At 74.1% G+C, this 22507-nt stretch carries 23 protein-coding genes; 21 read left to right on the plus strand and 2 right to left on the minus strand.

All coding sequences use genetic code 11. The features are described 5' to 3' along the window. Positions 1-4 precede the first annotated feature (4 nt). On the plus strand, positions 5-442 hold the full coding sequence (locus BCL65_RS14425; RefSeq protein WP_106269200.1) for a TIGR03668 family PPOX class F420-dependent oxidoreductase: 438 nt from the start codon (positions 5-7) through the stop codon (positions 440-442). On the opposite strand, the gene BCL65_RS14430 is transcribed toward BCL65_RS14425, so the two are convergent. Next, a complete protein-coding gene (locus BCL65_RS14430; protein WP_106269201.1) occupies positions 430-1005 on the minus strand; it encodes a TetR/AcrR family transcriptional regulator in 576 nt (191 codons plus the stop codon). The two genes, BCL65_RS14425 and BCL65_RS14430, sit on opposite strands and share 13 nt — an antisense overlap. A gap of 64 nt (positions 1006-1069) precedes the next feature. Between BCL65_RS14430 and BCL65_RS14435 the strand changes: the two genes are divergently transcribed. Continuing rightward, positions 1070-2017, plus strand: a complete 948-nt coding sequence (locus BCL65_RS14435) for an NAD-dependent epimerase/dehydratase family protein (protein WP_207767734.1) — start codon at positions 1070-1072, stop codon at positions 2015-2017. Here BCL65_RS14435 and BCL65_RS14440 read toward each other — a convergent pair. Further along, positions 2005-3393, minus strand: coding sequence for an FAD-binding oxidoreductase (locus BCL65_RS14440; RefSeq protein WP_106269202.1), 1389 nt, complete (start codon positions 3391-3393; stop codon positions 2005-2007). The genes BCL65_RS14435 and BCL65_RS14440 overlap by 13 nt on opposite strands. Before the next feature lie 189 nt (positions 3394-3582). Between BCL65_RS14440 and BCL65_RS14445 the strand changes: the two genes are divergently transcribed. From BCL65_RS14445 to BCL65_RS14535, 19 genes are all read left to right on the plus strand, one after another. Next, positions 3583-4047, plus strand: a complete 465-nt coding sequence (locus tag BCL65_RS14445; protein WP_106269203.1) for a type II 3-dehydroquinate dehydratase — start codon at positions 3583-3585, stop codon at positions 4045-4047. A gap of 60 nt (positions 4048-4107) precedes the next feature. Next, positions 4108-4809, plus strand: coding sequence for a hypothetical protein (locus tag BCL65_RS14450; protein WP_106269204.1), 702 nt, complete (start codon positions 4108-4110; stop codon positions 4807-4809). Between the two features lie 3 nt (positions 4810-4812). Beyond that, a complete protein-coding gene (locus BCL65_RS14455) occupies positions 4813-5184 on the plus strand; it encodes a hypothetical protein (RefSeq protein WP_106269205.1) in 372 nt (123 codons plus the stop codon). Between the two features lie 86 nt (positions 5185-5270). Continuing rightward, positions 5271-5834, plus strand: a complete 564-nt coding sequence (efp, locus tag BCL65_RS14460) for an elongation factor P (protein WP_106269206.1) — start codon at positions 5271-5273, stop codon at positions 5832-5834. A gap of 1 nt (position 5835) precedes the next feature. After that, complete coding sequence (gene nusB / locus BCL65_RS14465; RefSeq protein WP_106269207.1) at positions 5836-6252, plus strand: transcription antitermination factor NusB; 417 nt, start codon at positions 5836-5838, stop codon at positions 6250-6252. A 150-nt stretch (positions 6253-6402) separates the two neighbouring features. Next, entirely contained in the window at positions 6403-7014 is a 612-nt protein-coding gene (gene pyrR, locus BCL65_RS14470) for a bifunctional pyr operon transcriptional regulator/uracil phosphoribosyltransferase PyrR (protein ID WP_106269208.1), read from the plus strand. Continuing rightward, positions 7011-8012, plus strand: coding sequence for an aspartate carbamoyltransferase catalytic subunit (locus BCL65_RS14475; protein WP_106269209.1), 1002 nt, complete (start codon positions 7011-7013; stop codon positions 8010-8012). Before pyrR ends, BCL65_RS14475 begins: the two co-directional genes overlap by 4 nt. Next, complete coding sequence (locus tag BCL65_RS14480) at positions 8009-9352, plus strand: dihydroorotase (protein WP_106269210.1); 1344 nt, start codon at positions 8009-8011, stop codon at positions 9350-9352. The genes BCL65_RS14475 and BCL65_RS14480 overlap by 4 nt, the downstream gene beginning before the upstream one ends. Continuing rightward, complete coding sequence (locus tag BCL65_RS14485; RefSeq protein ID WP_106269211.1) at positions 9349-9903, plus strand: PH-like domain-containing protein; 555 nt, start codon at positions 9349-9351, stop codon at positions 9901-9903. Before BCL65_RS14480 ends, BCL65_RS14485 begins: the two co-directional genes overlap by 4 nt. Continuing rightward, on the plus strand, positions 9900-11168 hold the full coding sequence (gene carA / locus BCL65_RS14490) for a glutamine-hydrolyzing carbamoyl-phosphate synthase small subunit (RefSeq protein WP_106269212.1): 1269 nt from the start codon (positions 9900-9902) through the stop codon (positions 11166-11168). Before BCL65_RS14485 ends, carA begins: the two co-directional genes overlap by 4 nt. Continuing rightward, positions 11168-14548 (plus strand): carbamoyl-phosphate synthase large subunit, encoded by a 3381-nt coding sequence (carB, locus tag BCL65_RS14495; RefSeq protein ID WP_106269213.1) that lies wholly within the window; start codon positions 11168-11170, stop codon positions 14546-14548. The genes carA and carB overlap by 1 nt, the downstream gene beginning before the upstream one ends. Positions 14549-14568: 20 nt before the next feature. Continuing rightward, positions 14569-15447 carry an orotidine-5'-phosphate decarboxylase gene (pyrF, locus tag BCL65_RS14500; protein WP_106269295.1) on the plus strand — a complete coding sequence of 293 codons (879 nt, stop codon included), beginning with the start codon at positions 14569-14571 and terminating at the stop codon, positions 15445-15447. Positions 15448-15628: 181 nt separating this feature from the next. Next, positions 15629-15940, plus strand: a complete 312-nt coding sequence (gene mihF / locus BCL65_RS14505; protein WP_106269214.1) for an integration host factor, actinobacterial type — start codon at positions 15629-15631, stop codon at positions 15938-15940. Between the two features lie 22 nt (positions 15941-15962). After that, positions 15963-16610: a guanylate kinase gene (gene gmk, locus BCL65_RS14510; RefSeq protein WP_243401074.1), complete on the plus strand. Its 648-nt coding sequence runs from the start codon at positions 15963-15965 to the stop codon at positions 16608-16610. A gap of 101 nt (positions 16611-16711) precedes the next feature. Next, positions 16712-17047, plus strand: a complete 336-nt coding sequence (gene rpoZ / locus BCL65_RS14515; protein ID WP_374956685.1) for a DNA-directed RNA polymerase subunit omega — start codon at positions 16712-16714, stop codon at positions 17045-17047. A gap of 22 nt (positions 17048-17069) precedes the next feature. Continuing rightward, on the plus strand, positions 17070-18302 hold the full coding sequence (coaBC, locus tag BCL65_RS14520; protein ID WP_106269216.1) for a bifunctional phosphopantothenoylcysteine decarboxylase/phosphopantothenate--cysteine ligase CoaBC: 1233 nt from the start codon (positions 17070-17072) through the stop codon (positions 18300-18302). Between the two features lie 74 nt (positions 18303-18376). Next, positions 18377-19585 carry a methionine adenosyltransferase gene (gene metK, locus BCL65_RS14525; RefSeq protein ID WP_106269217.1) on the plus strand — a complete coding sequence of 403 codons (1209 nt, stop codon included), beginning with the start codon at positions 18377-18379 and terminating at the stop codon, positions 19583-19585. Between the two features lie 73 nt (positions 19586-19658). After that, entirely contained in the window at positions 19659-21860 is a 2202-nt protein-coding gene (locus BCL65_RS14530; RefSeq protein ID WP_165800035.1) for a primosomal protein N' family DNA-binding protein, read from the plus strand. Beyond that, complete coding sequence (locus BCL65_RS14535; RefSeq protein ID WP_106269218.1) at positions 21860-22507, plus strand: HAD family hydrolase; 648 nt, start codon at positions 21860-21862, stop codon at positions 22505-22507. Before BCL65_RS14530 ends, BCL65_RS14535 begins: the two co-directional genes overlap by 1 nt.

A 22507-nucleotide genomic window follows, 5' to 3' on the forward strand; every position in this document is an offset into this window, starting at 1 on the left:
GCCGGTGCCCGCCCTCGACGCCGCCGAGTGCCGGCGCCGGTTCGCCGAGGCACGGCGCGCGGTGCTCGCCACCGCCGACGCGGACGGCGTCCCGCACGTGGTCCCGGTCACCTTCGCCCTGCTCGGTGGCCCGGACGGTACGCAGCTCGTGTCCGCCGTCGACCACAAGCCCAAGTCGACGACCGACCTGCGGCGGCTGCGCAACTTGGCCGCGAACCCGCGGGCCGCGCTGCTGGTGGACGCCTACGACGAGGACTGGGCCCACCTGTGGTGGGTCCGTGCGGACGGGGAGGCCTCGATCCAGCACGACGGCGCGGGCCGCGAGATCGCGCTGGACGCTCTCGCCGGTCGCTACCCGCCGTACCGCGAGCGCCGCCCCACCGGCCCGGTGGTCAGGGTGCACGTCGACCGATGGACGGGCTGGACGGCTCAGGGAGTCTGAACGGCCCGCGCCAGGACGACGGCGTGGCGGACCGTGGCAGCGCGCCTGTCGTTCCTGTCGTCGGCGGGCGTGACGAGTGCAGCAAGACCGGAGAGTGTCCATGCGCCGGTCACCAGGGTGATCACCGACAGCAGAAGGTGGCGAGCGGCCTGCTCGTCGGCGGTGGGCAGGACGTCCTGCAGCCGTCTCGTGACCTCGGCGCACGCCGATGTCCGGTGCGCGGCGGCCGCCGGCCCGTCGAGCTCGAGGCCCTCCCAGGCGAGCAGGCGGGCGATGTCCGGGTCGGCGACATAGCGGTCCCACAGGAGCCCCGCCCATGCGCCGACAGCCTCGGGTCCGGTACCCGGGACGTCGAGGTCGTCGAGCAGCCCGTCGAGGCGATAGGCCAGCACGTGATCGAAGAACTCCCGCTTGCTGCCGAAGTAGGCGTACAGGCGTTCCTTGTTCACCCCGGAATCGCGGCCGATGTCCGCCACGGACGTGCCGGCGAACCCCGTGGCCGCGAACTGTCGGCTGCCCGCCTCCAGCAGGCGCTCGCGGGTGCGCGCGGTGTCCCAGGGCATGGGCACATCCTAGGGTCCAACCGATCAGTTGGTATATGGTCAAGGTCCAACTGAACGTTTGGAGATGATCGTGAGAGCACTGGTCGTGGGCGCCCGTGGCGCGGTCGGGCGACATGTCGTGGACGCACTGCGGTCGGGCGGGCATGACGTCACCCCAGCAGGCCGCTCGGGACCCGACGGCGGCGCCCGGGTGGATCTGACCGGGAGCGCCGGCCTGGAGCAGCTCGGCCGTGCCGCTGCCGGGCACGACGTGGTGATCAACGCCTCGGGCATCGAGGACCCACGGCTCGCCGAGGTGCTGGACGGCGCGGCCCTGGTGGACATCAGCGCGACCAGCAGGTACCTCGTCGCCCTCCGTGCGAGTGTTCCTGCTGGCACGTCCGTGGTGCTCGGTGCCGGGCTCGTGCCAGGACTGTCCACGGTCCTGATATCCGCGACCGAAGCGCGCCGCGGCGACGAGGTCGACCTGGCCGTGATGCTGGGGTCCGGGGAGAAGCACGGGGCAGCCGCGGTGGCGTGGACGGAGGCCCTCGTCGGTAGCGACCTGCACGCGCCGCCCGAGGGCGGGCGGGTGCGCAACCTGCACGAGCGGAGACGTATCGTCGGTCCCGACGGGCGTCGCCGCACCCACCTGCGCACGGACCTCGCCGACCATGTGCTGACGGACGATCTCGTCGTCCGCTCGTGGTTGACGTTCTCCAGTGCCACGGCGACCGCAGCCGTGGCTGTCGTCGGCCGCCTCGGGCGCGGCGGGAGGCTCATCGGCGGAGCGCCGCTGCTCGGGTCGGACGCCTGGAGTCTCCAGGCGACCGTCCGGAGGAACGGTCGGCAGCTCACCGCGGTCGGGTCCGGGCAGTCGCGGGCCACCGGCCTGCTCACCGCGTTGGCCGCCGAGCGCGTCGTCGACGTCGCGCCTGGCCGCTGCGTGACGATGGCCGACCTCGTCACCGCCGAGGAGGCCGTCGGTGCACTGGCGCCCGCGGCGACGGGCTGGACGGCTCAGGGAGCCTGAACGGGTTCGACGTTGAGGTTCCCGCGGAACAGGTTGTGCGGGTCGTACGTCCCCTTGAGCGCCGCCAGCCGGCGGCCGGTGGCTCCTGGGTAGGCGTCCGCGAGCAGAGCCGGGTCACCGTCGGGCACGAAGTTCACGTAGGCGCCCGGCCGGCCCGCGCGCAGCCGGTCGGCGAGGGCCGTCGCCCACCCGGCGTGCTCGGCGACCGCGGCTGACGTCCCTTCCGCCGCGGCCACGACGCCGGTGATCGCGGCGTCGCGGTGGACGAACGCGGTGGCGTCGGCCGGGACGTCCGCGACGGCTCCGCCGAGCACCCGCAGTTGCACCGCCCGCATCGTGGCGGTGCTCGACTCCAGGGCGGCCAGGAGCTCGGCCGCGCTTGCCTCGTCGAGGTCGTCGGCGAAGAACGAGCGGTAGCGCATCGCCAGGGGCGGGCCCTCCGGACCGACCAGCAGCCCTGGGTACGGGCCGGGGGCTACCAGGTCGGCGAGCACGCCACCCTCCTGGTCGCCGAGCGCGCGCAGGGGCGCGACGGCTGCCTCCGCCTCGTCGACGTCCCCTGACCAGCACAGGTTCACCATGGTGATGAGCCGGCCGTGGACCTCTGCGGGCAGGAACGGCATCGGCGGGGCGACCATGACCATGACGATGGCCGCGAGCTCGCGCGGGGCCGCCCGTAGCAGCGAGACCGCTCCCGCCACGGAGGCCGGCGTCCCCGGCAGGATCAGCGGACCGCCGACGACGGTGCCGAGCTCGTGGACGTCGAACGTCAGCTCGGTGACGACGCCGAGGTTCCCGCCGCCGCCCCGGATCCCCCAGAACAGGTCCGGGTACGAGTCTGGGGAGGCGAGACGGACCTTGCCGTCGGCCGTGACGACCTGCGCGGCCCGCAACGAGTCGATCGTCATGCCGAGCCGGCGGGACAGGAAGCCGACGCCGCCGCCGAGGGTGATCCCGGCGACGCCCACCGTGCCGGTGTCTCCGAACGGGGTGACGAGCCCGTGCTCGGCCGTCGCCGCCGTGTAGGCGCCGGCCGTGATCCCGCCCCCGGCGGTCGCCGTGCCGGCGCCGCGATCGATCCGGATCGTGTCGAGGCCGCGGACGTCGAGGACCAGCGCGCCGTGCTGTCGACCGCGGCCGAGGGCGGAGTGCCCGCCGGAGCGGACCGCGAGCTCGAGCCCGTGCTCGGCGGCGAGGCGGACGGTGCGGGCGACGCCGGTGGTGTCGGTGGGGCGTACGACGGCGACCGGCACGGCGTCCACCCCGCCGAGCCGTATCTGGTGAGCCGCCTCGAACGCGTCGGCCCCCGGGGTCAGGACGGTGGCGGTGCCGTCGAGCGCGGCGCGCAGCGCGGACGGGGGCGGGATGCTGGTCATGGTGTCTCCAAGGTGGTGGGACCGAGCGGGCGGTGCTGGTCAGGAGGACCGTGCGGGGAGCGAGTTCTCATCGGCCTCCCCGTACCGGCGCTGACCAGGATCGGACCTCCAGCGGGCTTGAGGTCAAGGGGTGCGAGCCGGTGTGTCGGCGCGCGTCGTCACGGCCGGGCGGTGAGTACGCTCACGCCCATGACAGTCGACGACGGCGCGGCACGCGTGATGATCCTCAACGGCCCCAACCTCGGACGCCTGGGCGTGCGCGAGCCGGAGATCTACGGCCACGCGTCCATGGCCGACCTCGAGCGGGCGGCCGCGGGCTGGGGGAGCGACCGGGACCTCGCGGTGCAGGTGCGCCAGACGGACGACGAGTCGACCCTCGTGGGGTGGCTGCACGAGGCGGTCGACACGCGTTCGCACGTGGTGCTCAACCCTGCAGCCTTCACCCACTACAGCTACGCGCTGCGCGACGCCGCTGCTCAGGTGACGACGTCGGGCCTGCTGCTGGTCGAGGTGCACCTGTCGAACCCGGCGTCGCGGGAGTCGTTCCGCCACCTGTCCGTGGTCGCGGGCATCGCGACGGGGACGATCGCGGGCTTCGGCTTCGACTCGTACCGGCTCGCCCTGGACGCGGTGAGGAACAAGCTCGCAGCCTAGACAGGCTTCTATCAAGGCCTTAGCCTTGACCTGATGCAATCAAGGCCCTAGGCTTGATGCATGATCGTCCTCACCGTGGACCAGAAGGCGAGCACCACCCGTGGGGACCTCGTGCCCCCGCTGCTCGAGCGCCTGCGGGGCAGGACCACCGCCGACGGTCACGCGGTGCCCGGCCTCGTGCTGTCCTTCGAACGGACCGTCGGGGACGAGGTCCAGGGCCTTCTCGGTGCCGACGACGACGGCGCCCGGCTGGCGGTCGAGCTCATCGCCGACCTCCTGCGCGACGGCGGATGGTCGGTCGGCGTGGGCGTCGGCGCGGTGGACGGGCCGCTGCCCGAGAGCTCCCGTGCCGCGTCCGGGCGGGCGTTCGTGCGGGCGCGCGCGGCCGTCGAGGAGGCGAAGGGCCGGGGCAGCTCGGTGCCGATCGCCGTCGTCGGTCCGCCGGACGAGCCGGCGGCCACGATCGCAGGGGACACCCAGGCGCTGCTGCGGCTCCTGGGTGCGGTGGCGGCGCGTCGGTCCGACGCCGGGTGGGAGGCCGTCGATACGCTCGCCGAGCACAGCGGGGTGGACGCCCCGCAGCGGGCGACCGCGGCGCGGCTCGGAGTGAGCGAGCAGGCCGTCAGCCAACGGCTGCGGACCGCGCTGTGGGCGGAGGAGCAGGCGGCACGACCGCTGGCCGGGCGCCTGCTGCGGGCGGCGGACGCCGCCGCGACCGCCGTGGACGACCGTCCCGACGGACCGCACGACGACGAGGAGTGACCGGTGGCGACTGGCCTGGCGATCGCGGGCGTCTCGGTGGCCGTGCTGGCCGTGAGCGTGGCGCTGGGGGCGTGGCTCGTCCCGCTGGTGCTCCGGCACGCCGAGTCCGGGCCGACGGCTCGGGCCGAGGCCCTGGCGGTGCTGGGCAACGGCACCTGGATCGGTCTGCTCGAGCGCTTCGCGATCACGGGCACGATCCTGGCCGGCTACCCGGAGGGTGTGGCGGTCGTCGTGGCCGTCAAGGCGCTCGGCCGGCTGCCCGAGCTGCGCGAGCACCCCGTGGCGGGAGAGAGGTTCGTCGTGGGCACGCTCGCGTCCCTGGTGTGGTCGGCCGCACTCGGGCTGGCCGGGCACGCAGCCCTCGGCGCGCTGTAGGATGTTCCGGGCCCATTGTGGGCGCCGCACGCCTTTCCGACAGGCTCACCGCCTGACCCCGAGACCCGCCGAGGACAGACAAGAACGTGGCTACCTCCAACGACATCAAGAACGGCACCGTGCTGCGCATCGACGGGCAGCTGTGGTCGATCCTCGAGTTCCAGCACGTCAAGCCGGGCAAGGGCGGCGCGTTCGTCCGGACCAAGATGAAGAACGTGCTCTCGGGCAAGGTCGTCGACAAGACGTTCAACGCGGGCACGAAGGTCGAGACGGCCAACGTGGACCGTCGCGACTTCCAGTACCTGTACATGGACGGCTCGGACTTCGTGTTCATGGACACCGACACCTACGACCAGATCATGGTGCCGGCCGCCACCGTCGGCGACGCCAAGGACTACATGCTCGAGGGCATGAGCATCATGATCGCGTCGAACGACGGCCAGCCGCTGTACGTCGAGCTGCCGTCGTCCGTGGTCCTCGAGATCACCTACACCGAGCCCGGCCTGCAGGGCGACCGCTCCACGGGTGGCACGAAGCCGGCGACCCTCGAGACGGGCGCCGAGATCCAGGTGCCGCTGTTCCTCGAGCAGGGCACCAAGGTCAAGGTCGACACCCGTGACGGCTCGTACCTCGGCCGTGTGAACGACTGACATGGCCTCCCGGACGAAGGCCCGCAAGCGGGCCGCCGACATCCTCTTCGAGTCGGAGGCGCGCGGCGTCGACCCGCTCGTGCTGCTGCAGGACCGCGTCATCGAGCCGCACGCCGAGGCGTCCGTGCCGCAGTACACCGTCGACCTCGTCGAGGGCGTCGTCGCGCACCGTGAGCGCATCGACGAGCTGCTCGAGACGTACTCGCGCGGGTGGACGATCGCCCGGATGCCGGCCGTGGACCGCGCGCTGCTGCGGGTGGGCACGTTCGAGCTGATCTTCAACGACGACATCCCGGACGCCGTCGCGGTGGACGAGGCCGTGGACCTGGCCCACGAGCTGTCGACCGACGACTCCCCGGCCTTCGTCAACGGCCTCCTGGGCCGGCTCCTCGAGATCAAGCCGACACTGCTCGCCTGACGCGCAGCAGCCCGGCGCGAGCGCGGGCGGGTGTGACGCAGCCGACGACCACATGCTGGTCGTCGGCTGCCTCGTCTCCAGGACGGCGCGTTAGAGTGATCGCGACAGACCCCCTTTAAAACCGTCCCGTGAGGCGGAGAAGGAGTCCCGTTGAGCCCTGGTCCTGCCCTGCCCGCAGACTCTGAACCGGACGGCACGACCGTCCTCGGCGCGAGCGACGTCGCCCGCGCGCTGACCCGCATCGCCCACGAGATCGTGGAGCGCGCCCGGGGGACGGACGACCTGGTCCTCCTCGGCATCCCCACCCGCGGCGTCACCCTCGCCCGGCGGCTGGCGGAACGCCTGGCACAGATCGACCCGGCCTTCGACGTCGACGCCTGCGTCGGTGAGCTGGACGTCACGATGTACCGCGACGACCTGCGGCGCCAGCCCACGCGCGCCGTCGGCGTCACCCGGCTGCCCGCGGCCGGCATCGAGAACAAGACGGTCGTGCTGGTCGACGACGTCCTCTTCTCCGGACGCACCATCCGCGCCGCCCTGGACGCCCTCGGCGACCTCGGTCGTCCCCGCGCCGTGCGTCTGGCCTGCCTCGTCGACCGCGGCCACCGCGAGGTCCCGATCCGGCCCGACTTCGTCGGCAAGAACCTGCCCACCGCCCAGAGCGAGCGCGTCCGGGTGCGCCTGGCCGAGGTCGACGACGTCGCCGACGCCGTGGTCATCGCCGGGCGGGACGACGCGGCGGGGGAGAGGGGCGCGCGATGAAGCACCTGCTGTCCACCGCGGACCTGTCCAAGCAGGAGGCCGTCGGCCTGCTCGACACCGCGGCCCAGATGGCCGCGACCCAGTCGCGGGAGATCAAGAAGCTGCCCACGTTGCGCGGGCGCACCGTCGTCAACCTGTTCTTCGAGGACTCCACCCGGACGCGGATCTCCTTCGAGACGGCCGCCAAGCGGCTGAGCGCGGACGTCATCAACTTCTCCGCCAAGGGCTCCAGCGTGTCCAAGGGCGAGTCGCTCAAGGACACCGCCCTGACGCTGCACGCGATGGGCGCCGACGCCGTCGTCGTCCGGCACTGGGCCTCCGGTGCGCCCTACCAGCTGGCGCACGCCGGCTGGTTGGACGCCGCCGTGCTCAACGCGGGCGACGGCACGCACATGCACCCCACCCAGGCGCTGCTGGACGCCTACACGATCCGCCGCCACCTCGCGGTGCGGGGCTCGGGTCTGCCGGGCGGCGCCGCCGACGGGGTCGGCGCGGACCTCGCGGGCCTGCGCGTCGCCATCGTGGGGGACGTGCTCCACTCGCGCGTCGCCCGCGCCAACGTGGCGCTGCTGCGCACGCTGGGGGCCGAGGTGACGCTCGTCGCCCCGCCCACCCTCGTGCCCGTCGGGGTGGAGACGTGGCCGTGCCGCACCTCCTACGACCTCGACGCCACGCTGGACGACTGGCGCCCCGACGCGGTGATGATGCTGCGCGTCCAGCGCGAACGGATGTCCGGCGGCGCCGGGGCGTTCTTCCCCAGCCCGCTGGAGTACAGCCGCTACTACGGCCTGGACGCGCGCCGGCTGGCCCGGCTCGCCGACCACGCGATCGTCATGCACCCCGGCCCGATGAACCGCGGCCTGGAGATCTCGGCCGAGGCCGCCGACTCCGACAAGGCCGTGATCGTCGAGCAGGTCGCCAACGGCATCGCCGTGCGCATGGCGGCCCTCTACCTGCTGATGGCCGGCGACAGCTCGGCAGAAGGGAACGACCTGTGAGCACCGACCCCACCACGGGTACCACCACCTACGTCCTGCGCGGCGCGCGCCCCCTCGGCGGGGACGCGGTCGACGTCGTGCTCGCCGGCGGCGTCGTCGCCGAGATCACGGCAGCCGGCACCGCCCGGGTCGACGGCGCGACGGTCGTCGAGGCGGCCGACCACGTGCTCCTGCCCGGCCTGGTCGACCTGCACACCCACCTGCGCGAGCCGGGCCGCGAGGACGCCGAGACCGTCGCCTCCGGGACCCGGGCCGCCGCCGTCGGTGGCTTCACCGCGGTGCACGCGATGGCCAACACCTCGCCCGTCGCCGACACCGCCGGCGTGGTCGAGCAGGTGCACCGTCTCGGCGAGCAGGCGGGCTGGGCCGACGTCCACCCCGTCGGTGCCGTCACCGTCGGCCTCGACGGCGTGCGGCTGGCCGAGCTGGGCGCGATGGCGGACTCCGCGGCGCGGGTGCGGGTGTTCTCCGACGACGGCAGGTGCGTCCACGACCCCGTCCTCATGCGCCGGGCGCTGGAGTACGTCAAGGCGTTCGACGGCGTGGTGGCCCAGCACGCCCAGGAGCCCCGCCTGACCGAGGGCGCCCAGATGAACGAGGGCGTCGTCTCCTCCCAGGTCGGCCTGGCGGGCTGGCCCGCCGTCGCCGAGGAGGCGATCATCGCCCGCGACGTGCTGCTGGCCGAGCACGTCGGCTCCCGCCTGCACGTGTGCCACCTGTCCACGGCCGGCTCGGTCGAGATCGTCCGGTGGGCGAAGTCGCGCGGTATCGACGTCACGGCCGAGGTCACGCCGCACCACCTGGTCCTCACCGACGAGCTGGCCCGCACCTACGACCCGACCTACAAGGTCAACCCCCCGCTGCGCACGGCGGCCGACGTCGAGGCCGTGCGGCAGGGCCTGGCCGACGGCACCATCGACATCGTCGCCACCGACCACGCCCCGCACACCCGCGAGGACAAGGACTGCGAGTGGGGTGCCGCGGCGTTCGGGATGACCGGTCTGGAGACCGCGCTGAGCGTGGTGCAGCAGACCATGGTGGACACCGGCCTGCTGAGCTGGGCCGACGTCGCGCGCGTGCTCTCCGCGAACCCGGCACGCATCGGCCGCGTCGAGGCGACGCAGGGTCGGCCGATCGCCGTCGGCGAGCCCGCCAACCTGACCCTGGTCGACCCGGCGGCGACGCGGACGATCGACGGCGCCGACCAGGCGACCGCGAGCGCCAACACCCCGTTCCGCGGGCACGAGCTGCCCGGCCGGGTCGTGGCGACCTTCCTGCGGGGGCGGGCGACCGTGCTCGACGGCGCACCGGTCGAGGCCGGCGTGGTGGGGGCACGATGAACCTGCCGATGCCCGTCGCCGTGGGGATCTGGGTCGTCATCGGCGTGGCGCTGCTCGTGCTCGTGCTGACCGGCCGGCGGCGCATCGCCGCGCGCACCGGGCACCTGGTGCCGCGTCCCCCCGGGGTGCCCGCGGCCGAGGATGCGCTCGGCGCGGTCCGGCTCGGCCCCGTCGAGGCCACCTACGTCTCGAGCACCCTGGCGGGCGACTGGCTCGCCCGCGTGGGCGCCTACGGCCTCGGCGACCGCAGCGCCGCCGAGGTCACGGTCCTCGACGGGGGCATCGTCGTGGACCGCGACGGCAGCCCGCCGCTCCTGGTCCCGGCCCGCGCCCTGCACGGCGTCGGGACCGCTCCCGGCATGGCCGGCAAGTACGTCGGCGGGTCCGGGCTGGTCGTCCTGACCTGGTCCGTCCCCTCCGACGGCGAGACCGACGCCACGCTGCTCGACACCGGTCTGCGTCCGCGCTACACGGCCGACCGCGCGCGGCTCGTCGAGGCCGCCGGCTCCCTCATCACCCCGTCCACCCCGAGCACGAAGGACACCAAGTGACCTCCAGCACCAGCACCGACCCGGCGGTCCTCGTCCTCGAGGACGGTACCGTCGCCCGCGGCACCGCCTACGGCGCCCGCGGCACCACCGTGGGTGAGATCGTCTTCTCCACCGGCATGACCGGCTACCAGGAGACGCTCACCGACCCGTCCTACCACCGCCAGATCGTCGTGATGACCGCTCCCCACGTGGGCAACACCGGCGTGAACGACGACGACCCCGAGTCCCACCGGATCTGGGTCGCCGGCTACGTCCTGCGCGACCCGGCGCGGCGCACCTCGAGCTGGCGCTCGCGGGGCGACCTGGCCGACGAGCTCGCCGAGCAGGGCGTGGTCGGCATCGCCGAGGTCGACACCCGGTTCCTGACGCGCCACCTGCGCGAGCTCGGCGTGATGCGCGCCGGCATCTTCTCCGGCGACGACCTGGTGCGCGACGGCGTCGAACGCGACGTCGCGGAGCTCGTCGCCGAGGTCCGGGCCGCCCCGCCGATGGCCGGCGCGGACCTGGCCCGCGAGGTCACCACCGCCGAGGCCTACACCGTCGAGCCGCGCGGCCTGGCCGAGGGGTCGGACCCCGTCGCGACCGTCGTGGCCGTGGACCTGGGGATCAAGACCATGACGCCGGTGCGGCTCGCCGAGCGCGGCGTGCGCGTGCACGTCGTGCCGCAGTCGACGACCGTCGACGAGGTCGCGGCCCTCCTGCCGACCGACGCCCCGGCCGGGGTGTTCTTCTCCAACGGGCCCGGCGACCCCTCGGCGGCGACCGCCGAGATCGACCTGCTCCGTGGCGTGCTGGACCGTCGCATCCCGTTCTTCGGCATCTGCTTCGGCAACCAGCTCCTCGGCCGCGCCCTGGGCTACGGCACCTACAAGCTCGCCTACGGCCACCGCGGCATCAACCAGCCGGTCATGGACCGCACCACCGGCAAGGTCGAGGTCACCGCGCAGAACCACGGGTTCGCCGTGGACGCACCGCTGGACTCGGTGAGCACCGCCCCCTACGACGACGAGCGCGCCGACGACGTGCGCTACGGGCGCGTCATCGTCTCGCACGTCGGGCTCAACGACCAGGTGGTCGAGGGACTGACGGCGCTCGACCTGCCCGCCTTCTCCGTGCAGTACCACCCCGAGGCCGCCGCCGGCCCCCACGACAGCGCCTACCTGTTCGACCGCTTCGTCGACCTCATGACCACCCGCGAGCCCGTGACCGTGCCGGCCAGCGCCCTCGCGCTGCTGGCCGACGGCTCCGGCGAGAAGGAGAACTGATGCCCCGCCGTTCCGACCTGTCCTCCGTCCTGGTCATCGGGTCCGGCCCGATCGTCATCGGCCAGGCCTGCGAGTTCGACTACTCCGGCACGCAGGCGTGCCGCGTGCTGCGGGAGGAGGGCCTGCGCGTCATCCTGGTCAACTCCAACCCCGCCACGATCATGACCGACCCCGAGTTCGCCGACGCCACCTACGTCGAGCCGATCACGCGTGAGGTCCTCACGACGATCATCGCCAAGGAGCGCCCCGACGCGCTGCTGCCCACCCTCGGCGGGCAGACGGCCCTCAACGCGGCGATCGAGCTGCACGAGGCCGGCGTCCTGGACGAGTACGGCGTCGAGCTGATCGGCGCCAACATCGCGGCCATCCGCAAGGGTGAGGACCGTGAGGAGTTCAAGGGCGTCGTCGAGCTGTGCGGCGGAGAGTCCGCCCGCTCGAAGATCATCCACACCGTCGACGAGGCCCTCGCGGCGGCGGACGACCTCGGCTACCCGATGGTCGTGCGCCCGTCCTTCACGATGGGTGGTCTCGGGTCCGGGCTGGCCTACGACGAGTCCGACCTGCGCCGGATCGTCGGCCAGGGTCTGCACTACTCGCCGACCACCGAGGTGCTCCTGGAGGAGTCGATCCTCGGCTGGAAGGAGTACGAGCTCGAGCTCATGCGCGACAAGGACGACAACGTCGTCGTGGTGTGCTCGATCGAGAACGTGGACCCCGTCGGCGTGCACACCGGCGACTCGGTCACCGTGGCCCCGGCGATGACGCTGACCGACCGCGAGTACCAGCAGCTGCGCGACATCGGCATCGCCGTCATCCGTGAGGTCGGCGTCGACACGGGCGGCTGCAACATCCAGTTCGCGGTGGACCCCGAGACCGGGCGCATCATCGTCATCGAGATGAACCCCCGCGTGTCGCGCTCGTCGGCGCTGGCGTCCAAGGCGACGGGCTTCCCCATCGCGAAGATCGCGGCCAAGCTGGCCGTCGGCTACACGCTCGACGAGATCCCGAACGACATCACCCGGGTCACGCCGGCGAGCTTCGAGCCCACCCTGGACTACGTGGTCGTCAAGGTGCCGCGGTTCGCGTTCGAGAAGTTCCCGGCGGCGGACGACACGCTGACCACGACCATGAAGTCCGTGGGCGAGGCGATGGCCCTGGGCCGCAACTTCACCGAGGCCCTCGGCAAGGCGCTGCGCAGCATCGACAAGGGCGGCGTCGACTTCCACTGGCACGGCGAGGCGCCGTCCGGCGACGCGCTGGCCGAGCTCCTCGCCGAGATCGGGCGGCCCACCGAGCAGCGCCTGGTCGGCGTGCAGCAGGCGCTGCGCTCGGTCGCCGCGGGGCACGCCACGCTCGAGCAGGTCTTCGACGCCACGAAGATCGACCCCTGGTTCCTCGACCAGATCCTGCTGATGAACGAGGTGGCCCTCGACACCGCGGCGTCCGAGACGCTGACGGCCGACGTGCTGCGCCGGGCCAAGCGCCACGGCCTCTCCGACGTCCAGGTGGCGCAGCTGCGCCGGATGGGCCCGGGCGGCGAGGCCGCGGTGCGCGAGGCGCGGCACGCGCTGGGCGTGCGCCCCGTCTACAAGACCGTGGACACGTGCGCGGCCGAGTTCGCCGCGACCACGCCGTACCACTACTCGTCCTACGACGCCGAGACGGAGGTGGCACCGCGCGAGCGCGAGGCGGTCATCATCCTGGGCTCGGGCCCCAACCGGATCGGGCAGGGCATCGAGTTCGACTACTCGTGCGTGCACGCGGCGCTGACGCTCAAGGACACCTACGAGACCGTCATGGTCAACTGCAACCCCGAGACGGTCTCCACGGACTACGACACCTCGGACCGGCTGTACTTCGAGCCCCTGACGCTCGAGGACGTCCTGGAGGTCTACGCCGCCGAGCTCGCGGCAGGCCCGGTCAAGGGCGTCATCGTCCAGCTCGGCGGCCAGACACCGCTGGGCCTGGCGCAGCGGCTGGCGGACGCCGGCCTGCCCATCCTCGGCACCACGCCCGAGGCCATCGACGCCGCCGAGGACCGTGGGCTCTTCGGCCAGGTCCTGGCCGACGCCGGGCTGCCGGCCCCCGCCTTCGGCACGGCCCGGTCGCTCGGTCAGGCGCAGGACGTCGCCGAGCGGATCGGCTACCCGGTCCTGGTGCGCCCGTCCTACGTGCTCGGCGGGCGCGGCATGGAGATCGTGTACTCCGCCGAGCAGCTCACCGGCTACGTGGAGCGGGCGCTCGCGGACGCCGCCACGGTGGCCGCGGCGAAGGCCCCCGGCACGCTGCCCGCGCCGCTGCTCATCGACCGGTTCCTCGACGACGCGATGGAGATCGACGTCGACGCCCTGTTCGACGGCACCGAGCTGTTCCTCGGCGGCGTCATGGAGCACATCGAGGAGGCGGGCATCCACTCGGGCGACTCCGCCTGCGTGCTGCCGCCGGTGTCGCTGAGCGAGGCCGAGGTGGAGCGGATCCGTCGTTCCACCGAGGCCATCGCGCGCGGCGTCGGGGTGCGCGGGCTGCTCAACGTGCAGTACGCGCTGGTCTCCGACGTCCTCTACGTGCTCGAGGCCAACCCGCGCGCCTCGCGCACGGTGCCGTTCGTCTCGAAGGCGACCGGTGCCTCGCTGGCCAAGGCCGCCGCCCGCGTCATGGTGGGCGAGTCGATCGCCGACCTGCGCGCCGAGGGCATCCTGCCCGCGGTGGGCGACGGCGGCACGCTCGACCTCGGCGCACCGCTCGCGGTGAAGGAGGCGGTGCTCCCCTTCAAGCGGTTCCGGACCGCCGAGGGCCACGTGGTCGACACGGTGCTCGGCCCGGAGATGCGCTCCACGGGCGAGGTCATGGGCTTCGACAAGGACTTCCCGCACGCGTTCGCCAAGTCGCAGGCCGCGGCGTTCGGCGGGCTGCCGACGTCGGGCACGGTGTTCGTCTCGGTGGCCGACCGCGACAAGCGCTCGATCGTCTTCCCGGTCAAGCGCCTGGCGGACATCGGCTTCGAGATCCTCGCGACGGCCGGGACGGCCCAGGTGCTGGCGCGCAACGGGATCGCGGCGACAGCGGTGCGCAAGTACTCCGACGGCGTGGGCCCGGACGGCGAGCCGACGGTGGTGGACCTCATCACCGAGGGCCGGGTCGACCTGGTGGTCAACTCCCCGTCGGGTCAGGGCGCCCGTGCGGACGGCTACGAGATCCGCGCGGCGACGACCGCGGCGGACAAGCCGATGGTCACCACCGTGGACCAGCTGGCCGCGGCGGTCCAGGCCGTCGAGGCGGTGCGCGGCGGTCCGTTCGCCGTGGCGAGCCTGCAGGAGCACGACGCCGCCGCGCGCGTGCGCCGCGGGATCGACCGGCCGGTCGCGGAGGTCGGGGCGTGAGCGCCGCGGAGGCGGCCGCCATGACCGCGGCCGCGCGCCCGCCGTTCGGCGCCCGGCTCGCGACCGCGATGGACGAGCTCGGTCCGCTGTGCGTGGGGATCGACCCGCACCCCGCGCTGCTGGCCGACTGGGGTCTGGCCGACGACGCCGCGGGCGTGCGCGAGTTCGGCCTGCGCGTCGTCGAGGCGCTGGGCGGCCGGGTGGCGGCGCTCAAGCCGCAGGCGGCGTTCTTCGAGCGGCACGGCTCGTCGGGGGTCGCCGCCCTGGAGGACGTCGTCGCCGCCGCGCGCGCCGCGGGCACGCTGACGATCGTCGACGCCAAGCGGGGCGACATCGGCTCGACGATGGCCGGGTACGCCGAGGCGTTCCTCGCCGACGGCTCGCCGCTGGCGGGTGACGCCGTGACGCTCTCGCCGTACCTCGGGTTCGGCTCCCTGGCTCCCGCGGCGGAGCTCGCGGCGGCGACGGGACGCGGGATCTTCGTGCTGTGCCTGACCTCCAACCCCGAGGGGCAGCAGGTGCAGCACGCGGTGGGGCCGGACGGCCTCACCGTCGCCGCGAGCGTCGCGGCCCAGGCGGCGGCGCTCAACGCCGGTGCGGTGTCGGACGGGCTGCCGATGGGGTCGGTCGGCCTGGTCGTGGGTGCCACCATCGGCGCCGCGGCCCGCGAGACCGGCACGGACCTCGAGGCCGTGGCCGGTCCGCTCCTCGCCCCGGGCGTGGGGGCGCAGGGAGCCGGGGAGCGTGAGCTGGCCGACGTGTTCGGTGCGGTGCGCCGCAACGTGCTGGCTTCTTCGTCGCGCGGGGTGCTCGCGGCCGGGCCCGACGCGGCGGAGCTGCGCGGCGCGGCGCAGCGGTCGACCGCTCAGGCCCGGGCGGCGCTGCGTCCGCCGCGCTGACCGGCGGTGATGTCGGAAGAGTCACACGACGCGCCCGCTTGGTCGCGTTTGCGGGGCTTTGCGGGGTGGAATGTGCGACCGGGTCCGTGTGAGCACGCCCCAGCGATTGCCGCCGCCGCAGGTCGTGGCTACTTTCGAGGGAGCAGTACGTCCTGTCGGTTCGATTGAGTAGGTGACTTGCGTGGCCCTTCCTCCACTCACGCCGGAACAGCGTGCGGCGGCCCTCGAGAAGGCGGCCGAGGCGCGACGCATCCGGGCGGAGATCAAGAACCGTCTGAAGTACTCCCAGGGGTCGCTCCGGGAGGTGATCGAGCAGGGCCAGGCGGACGACGTCGTGGGCAAGCTCAAGGTCGTCTCGCTGCTCGAGTCGCTGCCGGGAGTCGGTAAGGTGAAGGCCCGGGCGATCATGGAAGAGATCGGGATCGCCGAGACCCGCCGTGTCCGTGGCCTCGGGCCGCACCAGGCCCAGGCGCTCATCGAGAGGTTTGGCTGAGATTTCCGCATCACCTGCCGGCGTGCCGGCTCCAGCAGACGCCGTGCCCGACGACGACGTCCCGCGGGGACCCGCACGGCTGACCGTGCTGGCCGGACCCACGGCCGTCGGCAAGGGCACCGTCTCGGCCGACATCCGCGCACGCTACCCGCAGGTGTGGCTGTCGGTGTCGGCCACGACCCGGCCACCACGGCCGGGCGAGGTGCACGGCGTGCACTACCTCTTCGTCACCCCCGAGGAGTTCGACCGGATGGTCGCTGCCGGGGAGATGCTGGAGTGGGCCGTGGTGCACGGGCGTCACCGGTACGGGACGCCGCGCGGCCCGGTGGCCGAGCACCTGGCCGCCGGGCGCCCGACCCTGCTCGAGATCGACCTGCAGGGCGCCCGGCAGGTGCGCGACGCGGTGCGCGCCGCGAGCCTCGACGCGCAGTTCGTGTTCCTGGCGCCGCCGAGCCACGAGGAGCTGGTGCGGCGGCTGGTGGGGCGCGGCACGGAGAGCGAGGCCGAGCGGGAGCGCCGCCTGGCCACGGCCGCGGTGGAGATGGCGGCCGAGCCGGAGTTCGACGTGACGATCGTCAACGACGACGTCACCCGGGCCACGGACGACCTCGCGCGGCTGCTGGGCGTGCGTGCGCAGGGTGGCGCCCCTGCGGCCTCCCGGTCTGCTTGATCGCGACCGGTAGACTGGTCGCAGACCTTCCCCTCTGAACTGCCGGTGGCCCTCGCCACCGGTCCGTACGTCTGCTTGGAGCGACACTCATGGCCGGAACCGTGCCCCAGCCCATCGGCATCACCGACCCGCCGATCGACGACCTGCTCGCGCACAGCGAGTCCAAGTACGGCCTCGTGCTGTACGCCTCGAAGCGCGCCCGTCAGATCAACGCGTACTACGCGCAGCTCAACGAGGGCCTGCTGGAGAACGTCGGCCCGCTGGTCGACACCCGCGTGCAGGAGAAGCCCCTGTCGATCGCGATGCGCGAGATCAACCAGGGCCTGCTCACGGCGGAGCCCGCCGAGCCGGCTCCCGAGCAGCCGGCCACGCCGCTGGTCCCCGAGGGTGTCGAGGTCGTGGACTCCGACCAGGCCGCCGGCGACGAGATCGTCTGACCCGGAACCCGGGTTCGCCGCGATGAGGATCCTGCTCGGAGTCAGCGGCGGCATCGCCGCGTACAAGGCCGTGCTGCTGCTGCGGCTGCTGCGCGAGCAGGGGCACGCGGTGCGGGTGGTGCCGACGGCGGCCGCGCTGCGGTTCGTCGGCGCGCCCACCTTCGAGGCGCTGTCGGGCGAGCCCGTGAGCACCGAGGTGTTCGACGACGTGCCCGGCGTCCAGCACGTGGCGCTCGGTCAGGAGGCCGACCTGGTGGTCGTGGCGCCGGCCACCGCGGACCTGCTGGCCCGGGCCGCGGGCGGCCGCGCGGACGACCTGCTCACCTCCACGCTGCTGGTCGCACGCTGCCCGGTCGTCATGGCCCCGGCGATGCACACCGAGATGTGGGAGCACCCGGCCACGCGGGCCAACGTCGAGACGCTGCGTGCCCGCGGCGTGCACGTCGTGGAGCCCGCCAGCGGACGGCTGACCGGTGCGGACACCGGCGCGGGTCGGCTGCCCGAGCCCGAGGACATCGCCCGCGTCGCGCTCGAGGCGGCGGCCGGTGCGGCCGGGCCCGTGCCGCGCGACCTGGCCGGCCGGCACGTCGTCGTCTCGGCGGGTGGTACCCGCGAGCCGATCGACCCGGTGCGCTTCATCGGCAACCGGTCCAGCGGCCGCCAGGGGGTCGCGCTCGCCGCGGCCGCCGCGGCCCGGGGTGCCCAGGTGACGCTGGTGGCCGCGAACCTCGCCGCGGACCTGACCGAGCCGCTGGCGGCGGCAGGCGCCGCGGTGGTCGCGGTGGCCTCGACGGCCGAGCTGCGGCAGGCCGTCCGGTCCGCCGCCGAGCGTGCCGACGTCGTCGTCATGGCAGCGGCCGTCGCGGACTTCCGTCCGGCGGCCCCGCCGACGGCGAAGATCAAGAAGGTCGCGGGTGCGGCACCCGCACCGATCGAGCTGGTGGAGAACCCGGACGTGCTCGCCGAGCTGGCCGCGGACCGGCTGCGGCCGGGCCAGGTGGTGGTGGGCTTCGCGGCGGAGACCGGCGACGACGGCGCCTCGGTGCTCGACCACGGTCGGGCGAAGGCGCGCCGCAAGGGTGCCGACCTGCTGGCCGTGAACGCCGTCGGGGAGAATCTGGGGTTCGTCACGGACGTCAACGAGGTGACGGTGCTGGACGCGCGCGGCGAGACGGTGACCTCGGTCGCCGGGTCCAAGCGTGAGGTCGCGGACGGCTTGTGGGACGCCGTGGCCAAGATTCTTCCCAGCATGTGAGACGTTCTCATCAAGTGAGACGTTTTTGACGGTCGGCGCTGGGCGAGCGGCGGCGGGGGACGTAGGCTGACCGCATGAGCGATGCGCTGCGCCTGTTCACGTCAGAGTCCGTGACCGAGGGCCACCCGGACAAGGTGTGCGACCAGATCTCCGACGCCATCCTGGACGCGCTCATCGCGCAGGACCCTCGCTCGCGGGTCGCGGTGGAGACCATGGTCACCACGGGGCTGGTCCACGTGGCCGGCGAGGTGACCACCGAGGCGTACGTCGAGATCCCGCAGATCGTGCGCGAGGTGGTGCGCGGCATCGGCTACACCTCGTCCGCCATCGGCTTCGACGGCGACTCGTGCGGCGTGTCCGTGTCGATCGGCCAGCAGTCGCCGGACATCGCCCAGGGTGTCGACACCGCGCTCGAGCGCCGCACCGGCGGCGCCGCCGAGGAGGACCTGCTGGACGCGCAGGGCGCGGGCGACCAGGGGCTCATGTTCGGGTACGCCACCGACGAGACGCCGTCGCTGATGCCGCTGCCCATCTGGCTGGCGCACCGCCTGGCCGAGCGCCTCGCCGAGGTCCGCAAGTCGGGTGCGGTGGCGGGCCTGCGACCGGACGGCAAGACGCAGGTGACGGTCGGCTACGACGGCGACCGCCCGGTGCGTCTGGACACGGTGGTGCTGTCGACGCAGCACGACGCGGACGTCGAGCAGGACAAGCTCTACCGGGAGGTCGCCGACCACGTGATCGACCCGGTGGTCGACGAGGTGGCCGCGTCGGTCGGCCTGGAGACCGCCGACGTGCGGCTCATCGTGAACCCGACGGGCAAGTTCGTCGTCGGCGGGCCGCAGGGCGACGCCGGCCTGACCGGTCGCAAGATCATCGTCGACACCTACGGCGGGATGTCCCGGCACGGCGGCGGGGCGTTCTCCGGCAAGGACCCCTCGAAGGTCGACCGCTCGGCCGCGTACGCGATGCGCTGGGTGGCCAAGAACGTCGTGGCCGCCGGCCTGGCGCGGCGCTGCGAGGTGCAGGTGGCCTACGCGATCGGCAAGGCGCACCCCGTCGGGCTGTACATCGAGACGTTCGGCACCGAGACGGTGGCGCCCGAGCGCATCAGCGCGGCCATCCGCGAGGTGTTCGACCTGCGCCCGGCGGCGATCGTGCGGGACCTGGACCTGCTGCGCCCCGTCTACGCCACCACGGCCGCCTACGGGCACTTCGGTCGCGAGCTCGACGGTTTCACCTGGGAGCGTACCGACCGGGTCGACGCGCTGCGCGCGGCGGTGTGAGCCGCACCCGAGGCTGCTCGCCGCTCGCGCACGTGCCGGCGGGCGCGTCGGTACCGCATGGTTGCATGGTGTCGTGACGATCCCTGACGAGCCCGAGCAGCCCGCGCTGCTCGGGCTCGACGACGTCCCGGCGGCCCCGACGCCGCGCCGGCGCGGCCGGACGAAGGCACCGGTGGGACCGGCCGCCGTGGACCCGGTGGCGCGGGTGGTGCTCGACCTCGCCCCGGCACACCTGGATCGTGAGTTCGACTACCTGGTGCCCGCCCCGCTGGCCGACGAGGCCGTCGCGGGGGTCCGGGTGCGGGCGCGGTTCGGTCCGCAGGAGGTGAGCGGCTACGTCGTGGCGCGCGCCGCGGCGTCCGACCACGACGGCCGGCTGGTGGCTCTCAAGCGGGTCGTCTCGCCGGACCCCGTGCTGGGCCCGGAGGTGCTCGCGCTGGCACGCCGGGTGGCCGAGCGGTACGCGGGCACGCTGTCCGACGTGCTGCGCCTCGCCGTGCCGCCGCGGCACGCCCGCGTCGAGGCCGAGGTGCTGGCCGCCCTCGCCGAGCAGGGGGACGGCGTGGACGACGTGCCACGGCCCGCGCCCCCTGCGCCGCCCGAGGGCCAGGGCTGGGACGGCGCGTGGGCGCCGTACCGGGGCGGGGACGCCTTCTGCCGCCGGGTGCTCGCCGGGCAGGCTCCACGGGCCGTGTGGACGCCGCTGCCAGGCTTGGAGACCAGCCCCGGGACCAGCCCCGGGACCGGCCCGGGGACTGCCCCCGGGACGGCGCACGCCGATCCGACCCTCGCCGAGCCGGCGCGCACGCCGCACTGGGCGGCGGCCGTCGCCCAGGCCGTGCGTGCGGCGCTGGCGGGCGGCCGCCGGGCCCTCGTCGTGGCACCCGACGCCCGGGACGTCGACCGGGTGTGCGCCGCGCTGGGTGCCGCCGGGGTGACGGGTGCGGTGCGTCTGCAGGCGGACGACGGTCCCGCACCCCGCTACCGGGCGTTCCTGCGCGCCCGGCACGGCCTGGCGGACGTGGTGGTCGGCACGCGCGCGGCGATGTTCGCGCCCGTGCCGGACCTCGGGCTCGTGGTGCTGTGGGGCGACGGCGAGGAGACGCTCGCCGAGCCCCATGCGCCGTACCCGCACGCCCGGGAGGTCCTGGCGCTGCGCAGCGAGCTGCAGCAGGCGGCGTTCCTGCTCGGCTCGCCCGGCCGGACGGTCCAGGCGCAGGCCCTGCTCGCGCGCGGCTGGGCGCAGGAGATCGGCGCACCCCGCGACGTCGTGCGGGCCCGGGCGCCGCGGGTGCGTGCGCTGACCTCGGTAGAGCTCGCCCGCGAGGGCGCCGGTGCGGCCGCGCGGCTGCCGAGCGCGGCCTGGCGCGCCGCCCGCGACGCCCTCGCTCACGGGCCGGTGCTCGTCCAGGTGCCGCGCACCGGCTACCTGCCGGTGGTGGCGTGCGCCCGGTGCCGCACCGCGGCGCGCTGCGCCCACTGCCACGGCCCGCTGGGGCTTCGCGGTGCGAGCGCGACGCCGCAGTGCACGTGGTGCGCCCGCCTCGCCGGCGGGTGGCGCTGCGGCGAGTGCGGGCACGACCGGGTGCGGGCCGTGCGGGTCGGCTCCGAACGCACCGCCGAGGAGCTGGGCCGTGCCTTCCCCGGCGTACCCGTGCGGGTCTCGGCCTCCTCGGCGCCCGGCGGCGTGCTCGACCACGTCGACGCGACGCCCGCGCTCGTGGTGGCGACACCGGGTGCCGAGCCCGTGGCCGACGCCGGCTACGCGGCCGCGCTGCTGCTCGACGCCGCGGTGGCCACGGCGGGCACCGGCCTGGCCACGGCGACCGAGGCGGCCCACCGCTGGCTCGCGGCCGCGAGCCTGGTGCGGCCCGCCCCGCAGGGTCAGGTCCTGCTGGTGGGGGACGCCGCGCCCGCGCCCACCAGCGCGCTGGTGCGCTTCGACGCGCCAGGCCTGGCGGAACGCGAGCTGGACGAACGGCGCGAGCTCGACCTGCCGCCGGCCGTGCGCGTCGCCGCCGTCACCGGACTGGTCGACGCCGTGCGCGCCGTCGTCGGCCGCGTCGATCTCGCCACGCCCGACGCCGTGCTCGGCCCGGTCGACCTGCCGGGTGACGGCAGCCGCCTCGACGCGGCCGTCCGGGTCGTCGTGCGCGTCCCGCTCGCCGAGGGCACCGAGCTCGCCCGCCAGCTGCGCGCCTCGATGGCCGTGCGTGCCGCCCGCCGTGAGGGCGGCACGGTCCGTGTCCAGCTCGACCCCGCGGAGATGCTCTGATGACGCCCGACCCCCTGCCCGCCGACGGCCACGCACCGATCGACGCCGTGATCTACGACCTCGGCAACGTCCTGGTCGGCTGGGACCCCTACGGAGCCTTCGACGGACTGGACCGGGCCGACGTCGATGCCTGGATGGCAGAGGTCGACTTCGCCGCGTTCAACCTCGCCCAGGACGCCGGGCGCACGTGGACCGAGGCCGTCGCCCACCTGGAGGCCACCCGCCCCCACCTCGCCGCCTATGCCGAGCGCTACCGCACCGCCTACCCGGGCACCCTCACCGGACCGGTGCCCGGTTCGGCCGCGCTCGTCGACGAGCTCGCGTCGGCAGGAGTGCGCCTGTACGGGCTGACGAACTGGGCCGCCGACACCTTCCACCACGCCGTGCCCGCCGCGCCCGCCATCGGCCGCCTGCGCGACGTCGTCGTCTCCGGCCGGGTCCACCTCGCCAAGCCCGACCCGGCGATCTTCCGCCTCGCCGCCGTGCGCTTCGCCGTCGAACCCGCCCGCGCGGTGTTCGTCGACGACACCCCGCGCAACGTCGAGGCCGCCCGCGCGGTGGGGTTCCGCGGCGTGCACTTCACCGGGACGGGCGCGCTACGGGCGGCGCTCGCGGACCTCGGCGTACCGGTACGACGCCGGCCCTAG

It is taken from the genome of Isoptericola halotolerans, from assembly GCF_003003075.1.
GTDB lineage: Bacteria > Actinomycetota > Actinomycetes > Actinomycetales > Cellulomonadaceae > Isoptericola > Isoptericola halotolerans_A.

What these genes read in the sequence shown, in the direction of transcription:
- metK (WP_106269217.1), top strand. Translation starts at nt 18,377, where the DNA reads ATGAGCGATGCGCTGCGCCTGTTCACGTCAGAGTCCGTGACCGAGGGC.
- BCL65_RS14535 (WP_106269218.1), top strand. Translation starts at nt 21,860, where the DNA reads ATGACGCCCGACCCCCTGCCCGCCGACGGCCACGCACCGATCGACGCC.
- coaBC (WP_106269216.1), top strand. Translation starts at nt 17,070, where the DNA reads ATGAGGATCCTGCTCGGAGTCAGCGGCGGCATCGCCGCGTACAAGGCC.
- BCL65_RS14445 (WP_106269203.1), top strand. Translation starts at nt 3,583, where the DNA reads ATGACAGTCGACGACGGCGCGGCACGCGTGATGATCCTCAACGGCCCC.
- BCL65_RS14440 (WP_106269202.1), bottom strand. Translation starts at nt 3,393, where the DNA reads ATGACCAGCATCCCGCCCCCGTCCGCGCTGCGCGCCGCGCTCGACGGC.
- carB (WP_106269213.1), top strand. Translation starts at nt 11,168, where the DNA reads ATGCCCCGCCGTTCCGACCTGTCCTCCGTCCTGGTCATCGGGTCCGGC.
- BCL65_RS14485 (WP_106269211.1), top strand. Translation starts at nt 9,349, where the DNA reads ATGAACCTGCCGATGCCCGTCGCCGTGGGGATCTGGGTCGTCATCGGC.
- BCL65_RS14435 (WP_207767734.1), top strand. Translation starts at nt 1,070, where the DNA reads ATGATCGTGAGAGCACTGGTCGTGGGCGCCCGTGGCGCGGTCGGGCGA.
- BCL65_RS14475 (WP_106269209.1), top strand. Translation starts at nt 7,011, where the DNA reads ATGAAGCACCTGCTGTCCACCGCGGACCTGTCCAAGCAGGAGGCCGTC.
- BCL65_RS14450 (WP_106269204.1), top strand. Translation starts at nt 4,108, where the DNA reads ATGATCGTCCTCACCGTGGACCAGAAGGCGAGCACCACCCGTGGGGAC.
- pyrF (WP_106269295.1), top strand. Translation starts at nt 14,569, where the DNA reads ATGACCGCGGCCGCGCGCCCGCCGTTCGGCGCCCGGCTCGCGACCGCG.
- nusB (WP_106269207.1), top strand. Translation starts at nt 5,836, where the DNA reads ATGGCCTCCCGGACGAAGGCCCGCAAGCGGGCCGCCGACATCCTCTTC.
- BCL65_RS14430 (WP_106269201.1), bottom strand. Translation starts at nt 1,005, where the DNA reads ATGCCCTGGGACACCGCGCGCACCCGCGAGCGCCTGCTGGAGGCGGGC.